Below are 6,174 nucleotides of genomic sequence, written 5' to 3'. Positions count from 1 at the left end.
CCCGCTTTATGCGGGTGACCCAAGCGGCCTTGGACATAGCGTCAGACTCCGCTTGGGTCCCCCGAACAAGTCGGGGGATGACGAATGTGGGTGGGCGCAGGCGTCAGAACACATCCACGGATCTGAAATCGTTCCCCCGGGCCAAGTGTCAACAGCTCCTGGAAGGAACTGGAGCCGATAGACGCCGTCACGGACACGGAAAAGAACCGGTCAAGCTAACCGTATCATCGCCATTGCCTAGACCGACGGGCTCCTGTATCGAACCGACCTCTTCGCCGACGCACCTTGCGTTGACCCGGATGGCCTGGTGGCGGAGTGGTTACGCAGCGGATTGCAAATCCGTGCACCCCGGTTCGATTCCGGGCCAGGCCTCCACCTTCCCCTAGCGTCTAACCCGCCTTTTCCAGCAACAGCGCCTTAGTCAGGAACGCCTGATCCTGGCCGGCCACGCGCAGCCCGGCCGCGCCGAACAGGGCCGGCAGGTCGGTCTGGGCGTAGGTCGAATAGTAGGGCTCGTGGAAATAGGCCGGGAAGGCCTCCAGCAACCGCGACAGATCCGGCTCGTCGACCGGCTGCACCGAATCGGCGAAGGCCAGCACGCCGCCGGGCTTCAGCACCCGGGCGATCTCGACCGCCACCACCGGCCGCACGCGCGGCGGCAGTTCGTGGAACAGGTAGACGCAGGTCACGCCGTCCAGGCTGGCGTCGGCGAACGGCAGGGTCTCGGCGTTGGCCTGCACCCCGCCCCTCCGCGAACGGCTGCGGGCGGCGGCCAGATAGGCCCGCGACAGGTCCAGACCGGCGATGGCGGCGCGCGGAAAGGCCCCGTCGAGGTCGCGCAGGAAGCTGCCCGAACCGCAGGCCAGGTCGACCAGCTTCAGACCGCGCTGGTCCTTGCCCCGCCAATGATGGGCCAGCAGCGACAGGGCCCGCCGCCGCATCGCCCCGGCCGCGCCGGAGAACAGCGCCTCGACCTGGGCTTCGTAGCGCCTGGCGCTGGCGTCGGTGAACCAGCCGCCGGACTGAAAGTGGAAGTTCTGACGATAGTAGTTTGGATAGCCTTGGCTTTCCGGCTCTTCGCGCACCTCGACGCCGTCGCCGCGGCGGCGGCGCTGGTCGACGGCGCGGGCGTCGGCGATGACGTCCAGGGCCTGGCGGAAGGCGGCGGCGGGGTTGCGGGGACCGTCCTCGACGGGCGGATAGAGGCCGGCGGCGACGTCGGCGGCGTCCTTGTCGAAGGCGCTCAGATAGGCCTTGCGCAGGCGGGCGGCCGAGACTGGCGGCCCCTGGGGCTCGAACTTGACCTTGGCGTCGCCGCGGGTGGGCTGGGCCAGGGCGCGGGTCACGCCGCCGGCCGCGGTCCACCAGGCGGCCTTGACCGCCGCCTTGGCCCGCTGGCTGGCGCCGTCCAGCGCGAAGGCGCCTCGGCCGCGATCCCCCGGTCGTTCGTTCATAGCCGTCTCCCGGACGACCCTCTCCCTGGAAGGAAGCGTCGTCCTAGCGCGAAAACACCCCGACCAGCTCAATATGGGGCGACCACAGGAACTGGTCCACCGGCAACACCCGCTCCAGGCGGAAACCGGCGTCGATCAGCACCTTGGCGTCGCGGGCGAAGGTCAAGGGATTGCACGAGACGCTGACCACGCGGGCCACCTTGGACAGGCCGATCTCGACGCTCTGCTCCAGGGCCCCGGCGCGCGGCGGGTCGATCACCGCCACGTCGACCTTCTTGAGCTCGCTGGACAGCACCGGCCGGCGTGTCAGGTCGCGTGCCTCGGCGGTGATCGCCTTCAGGCCGGTGGCCGTACCGACCGCGCCCCTCAGGGCGGCGATGGCCGGGGCCGAGCTGTCGGCGGCGTGCACCGCGCCGATCTCGGCCAGCCGGAAGGTGAAGGTGCCGACGCCGCTATAGAGGTCGACGATGCGGCTGGCGCCCCGGGCCGCCTCGACGGCGAACTCGACCATCGCCCTCTCGGCCTGGGGCACGGCCTGCAGGAAGCTGCCGGCCGGCAGGGCGACCACGGCCGGGCCCAGCTTCACCATCGGCTGGCGGGCCATGTAGATCATCTCGCCGGCCAGGGTGACGCGGGCGAAGTCGGCCTCGCCGGCGATCATCGCCGCGCGGACCCGGGCGTCGGCCGACAGGCCGCCGCTCTTGGCCTCGACGCCGGTGATGTCGATGTCCAGGCCCGTGGCGGTCAGGGTCACGTGCAGGGTCGGCGCCGACTTCGGATGCTCCATGAACGGCCCCGCCAGGCGGGTCAGGGCCGGAAAGGCCGCGACCAGCCGGGGGTTGGAGACCGGGCAGACCTCGATCTGGGCCAGGTTCCAGGAGCGGCGCTCCTTGAAGCCCAGCTTCACGCCACCCTTGCCGCCCCGAGCGTGCAGCGCCATCCGGCGACGCGAGGCCGGCGGCGAGGCGAAGGTCGGCAGGATCTCGGTCTCCAGGCCCTCGCGGCCCAGCTGGATGCGGATCTGCTCGCGCTTCCAGTCCAGATAGGGCTCGATGGCCCAGTGCTGCAGGGCGCAGCCGCCGCAGACGCCGAAGTGCGGGCAAGGCGGGGTCACGCGATCGGCGCTGGCCTCCAGCACATCGATCAGCTCGCCGCGCGACCCGCTCATCTGGGCTGTCACCCGCTCACCGGGCAGGGTCAGCGGGATGAAGGCCCCTTGAGCCAAGCCGTCGCCCTGGGCGCCGACCGCCTCGATCCTCAACTCACGCATTCAAGACAGTTCCGTTCGTCCGTCGGAACCTTGACCGGTTCCGTGCATTTCCACAGGCGCCGGGGCGCCGCCATGCCTGCGCCACGATCGGCGCCGACAAAGCTCTCGAGACGTCCCATAGCGCATTCGGGCCCTCTAGGGGTGAATGAAGATCGGGCGGGTGAACGAAGATGAACGGGTCACTCAACAGCCGTTCATGAAGACCTTGGCAGTTTAGCTGGGTAAGGCGGGTCCAGCGGATCGCCGGACCTGTTCGAGGGAGTTTTTCGATGATGTTCAAGACCGTTCTCGGTATCGCCGCCACCGCCACCCTGGCGGGCGCGCTGGCCCCGACCCTGGCCTCGGCCCAGGCCTACGGCGCGTACGGCAACACCGGCGCCTACGCCAGCGGCGGCGCCTATGACAACAACGGCTACTATTACGATCCCTGCCGCCGCAGCACGACGCAGCGCGGCACGGGCGGCGGCCTGGCCGGGGCCGGCATCGGCGCGGCGATCGGCAGCGGCGTGGCCGCCAAGGGCGCCCGCACCGAAGGCGCCGTGCTGGGCGGCCTGCTGGGCGCCATCGCCGGTTCGGCAATCGGCAAGAACTCGGCCGCCTGCTCCCCGGGCCGGGCTCCGCCCCCGCCGGTCTACAACCAGGGCGCCTACAACCAGCCCTACGACAATCGTGGTCAGGGCTATGACGATCCCACCTACAGCGACAGCCGCTACGGCGATCGCGGCGACTACAGCTACGAGTCCGAGCGCTCCTACACCGTGACCCAGGGCGGCCGCGCCGACGCCAACGGCTGCACCCTGGCCGAAAGCCCGATCTACCTGCCCGACGGCCGCACTCAGAAGCGCTTCGTGCGCGTCTGCCCGGACGCCCAGGGCCGCTACCAGGTCGTCGACTAAGTTCGGCTGTTTCTCATTCGATCTTCTTGGGGCCGCCCGCGTTCGCGCGGGCGGCCTTTTTGTTTGGTTGCCGCTCACCAAACTCCGTCATCCCCCGACTTGTTCGGGGGACCCAAGCTGACTTGGCCAGCGTGGCTTGGGTCCCCCGCATAAAGCGGGGGATGACGAAGGTGGGATAGCGGCAATCAGTCCTTCACCGCCCACAGCAGGTGCTCGACCTGGCCGTCCCCGCCGGTGATCGGGCTTTGCGCGACGCCCTTGATCGTCCAGCCCGAGGCCTCGACGAAGGCCGAGACCGAGGCGATGCAGTCGGCGATGATGGCGGGGTCCTTGACCATGCCGTTCTTCCCCACCCGCTCGCGGCCGGCCTCGAACTGCGGCTTGATCAGGCTGACGAGGTCGGCGCCGGGCGCGGCCAGGTCCAGGGCCACGGGCAGGCACTTCTCCACCGAGATGAAGCTGACGTCGCTGACCACCAGGGTCGGCGTGTCGTCCAGATAGCCCTCGTCGAGAATCCGGGCGTCGACGCCCGACAGGTCGACCACGCGCTCATGGTGGGCGAGACGGGGGTGAAGTTGCTCGCGGCCGACGTCGCAGGCGAACACCTTCTCGGCGCCGCGCTCCAACAACACCTCGGTAAAGCCGCCGGTCGAGGCCCCGACGTCCAGCGCGACCTTTCCGGCGACCGCGATCGGCCACAGGTCCAGGGCGTGGACCAGCTTCAGCGCCCCGCGCCCGACCCAGGGATGCGGCGGCCGGCCATCCAGCTTGACGGTGTCTTCCAGCAGTTCCGAAGGCTTGGCCACCGTCTTGCCGTCGGCCGTGATCAGGCCGGCCTCGATGGCGGCGCGGGCCTTGGCGCGGGTTTCGAACAGGCCGGTCTCGACCAGCAGGATGTCGGCGCGTTTACGTGTCGGCGAAGAGCTCATGGGCGTCGCTGTAGCACGACTTGCGGAGGTCGCGCCTTCCGGTTCACAGTGATCACCGTTCACCGACGCGCCACAGACGTCGGACCTAAGAGGGGAAACGCTCATGATGTTCAGCCGCCGGGGCCTGATGGCCGCCGCCGCGATCGCCGCCGCGCCGTCCGCCGTCCAAGCCAAGCCCAAGGCCGCTTCGCCCGCTCCCTGGGGGCCGGACGCCGTCGAACTGGCGGGCCGCATCCGCCGCAAGGAGGTCAGCGCCCTGGAGGTGACGGAAAAGGCCGTGCGCGACGCCGAGGCCCTGCAGGACCGGCTGGGCGCCCTGGTCACCTCCGACTTCGACCGGGCGATCGACAAGGCCAGGCGCCTGGACCAGACGCCCGGCCAACCGGCGGGTCCGTTCGCCGGCGTGCCGTTCCTGGTCAAGGATCTCGACGACTATGTCGGCCTGCCCACGCGGTACGGCTCGCGGGCCATGCTTCGGAACCCGCCGGCCAAGACCCAGGACGGCTATGTCGACGCCTTCGACCGGGCCGGACTGATCGTCATCGGCAAGTCGGCGACGCCGGAATACGGCTTCCTGCCGACCACCGAGCCTGTGGGCTTTAGCCCGACGCGCAACCCCTGGAACCTGGCCCACTCCAGCGGCGGCTCCTCCGGCGGCGCGGCGGCGGCGGTGGCGGCGGGGATCACCCCCTTCGCCCACGCCAGCGACGGCGGCGGCTCGATCCGCATCCCGGCCTCCAACTGCGGCCTGTTTGGCCTCAAGCCCTCGCGCGGACGGATGATTCTGGGGCGGCCGCCGTCGCGGGCCCTGGATCTTTCGGTCTACCACTGCGTCAGCCACAGCGTCCGCGACAGCGCCACCCTGTTCGCCGCGACCGAGCGCGGCGGCGCGGACGCGGTCTTCCCCGCCGTCGGCCTGGCCACGCGGCCCGGCAAGCGACGGCTGCGGGTCGGGCTGCTCACCGATACGCTGCTGGGCGGCAAGCCGGACCCGGAGGTGCGCGAGGCCGTCGAGAACGCCGCCAAGCTGATGCAGTCCCTGGGCCACAAGATCGAACCGACCGCCTGGCCGGTGGATGGCGCGGCGTTCGGCCAGGACTTCCTCACCCTGTGGGCCAGCGGCGCCGCCGACCTCGTCGCCCGGATCGCCAAGGCCGCCGGCCGCCGGCCCGACGGGACGATGCTGGACCCCTTCACCCTGGCCATGGCCGATCTGGTGAACCAGATGCCGGCGGGCGGGCTCGAGAAGGCCGTGGCCAACCTCAACGCCGCCGGGCGGGCCTATGACGGCTGGTTCGCGCGCTACGACGTGATCCTGTCGCCGGTGCTGGGCACGCCGCCCGCCCCGCTGGGCTGGGTGGCGCCGACCGTGGCCATTCCCGAGCTGACCGAGCACCTCAACGCCTATGTCGGCTACACCACCCTGCACAACGTGGCCGGGGCGCCGTCGATGAGCGTGCCGCTGCACTGGACCAAGACCGGCCTGCCGGTCGGGGTGCAGTTCGCCGGGCGGGCCGGGGCGGAGAAGACGTTGTTCGAACTGGCCTACGAGCTGGAGGCCGCCCAGCCGTGGGCGTGGAGAAAGCCGCCGGTGAGCGTGTAGCGACGAAGCCCTTCCCTCCCCT

General features: G+C 70.5%; 5 protein-coding genes and 1 tRNA gene. 3 read left to right on the top strand and 3 right to left on the bottom strand.

Features of this window, described 5'->3' with window-relative positions; genetic code table 11:
* The first annotated feature begins 301 nt into the window (after positions 1 to 301).
* Positions 302 to 375: transfer RNA gene (locus PMI01_RS24980), tRNA-Cys, on the top strand.
* 14 nt (positions 376 to 389) lie between these two features.
* Here the strand turns inward: PMI01_RS24980 and PMI01_RS24975 are convergent.
* Together PMI01_RS24975 and PMI01_RS24970 are read right to left on the bottom strand one after the other, a co-directional pair.
* Positions 390 to 1,454: a class I SAM-dependent methyltransferase gene (locus PMI01_RS24975; RefSeq protein ID WP_007676212.1), complete on the bottom strand. Its 1,065-nt coding sequence runs from the start codon at positions 1,452 to 1,454 to the stop codon at positions 390 to 392.
* A 43-nt stretch (positions 1,455 to 1,497) separates the two neighbouring features.
* Positions 1,498 to 2,724 carry a class I SAM-dependent RNA methyltransferase gene (locus PMI01_RS24970; protein ID WP_007676210.1) on the bottom strand — a complete coding sequence of 409 codons (1,227 nt, stop codon included), beginning with the start codon at positions 2,722 to 2,724 and terminating at the stop codon, positions 1,498 to 1,500.
* A 269-nt stretch (positions 2,725 to 2,993) separates the two neighbouring features.
* On the opposite strand from PMI01_RS24970, the gene PMI01_RS24965 reads away from it, so the two are divergent.
* Positions 2,994 to 3,620: a hypothetical protein gene (locus PMI01_RS24965; RefSeq protein WP_007676209.1), complete on the top strand. Its 627-nt coding sequence runs from the start codon at positions 2,994 to 2,996 to the stop codon at positions 3,618 to 3,620.
* A 185-nt stretch (positions 3,621 to 3,805) separates the two neighbouring features.
* Here the strand turns inward: PMI01_RS24965 and PMI01_RS24960 are convergent, their stop codons facing one another.
* Positions 3,806 to 4,549 (bottom strand): TlyA family RNA methyltransferase, encoded by a 744-nt coding sequence (locus PMI01_RS24960; RefSeq protein ID WP_007676207.1) that lies wholly within the window; start codon positions 4,547 to 4,549, stop codon positions 3,806 to 3,808.
* A gap of 103 nt (positions 4,550 to 4,652) precedes the next feature.
* Here PMI01_RS24960 and PMI01_RS24955 point away from each other — a divergent pair, with 103 nt between their 5' ends.
* The gene (locus PMI01_RS24955) at positions 4,653 to 6,152 is read left to right on the top strand and encodes an amidase (protein ID WP_007676204.1); all 1,500 of its coding nucleotides are present in this window, start codon (positions 4,653 to 4,655) and stop codon (positions 6,150 to 6,152) included.
* Positions 6,153 to 6,174: the final 22 nt, after the last annotated feature.

The sequence above is a fragment of the Caulobacter sp. AP07 genome (assembly GCF_000281955.1).
Classification (GTDB): domain Bacteria; phylum Pseudomonadota; class Alphaproteobacteria; order Caulobacterales; family Caulobacteraceae; genus Caulobacter.
The sequence above is the reverse complement of the archived record's forward strand: the minus strand, read 5'-3'. Positions and strand labels throughout refer to the sequence as shown.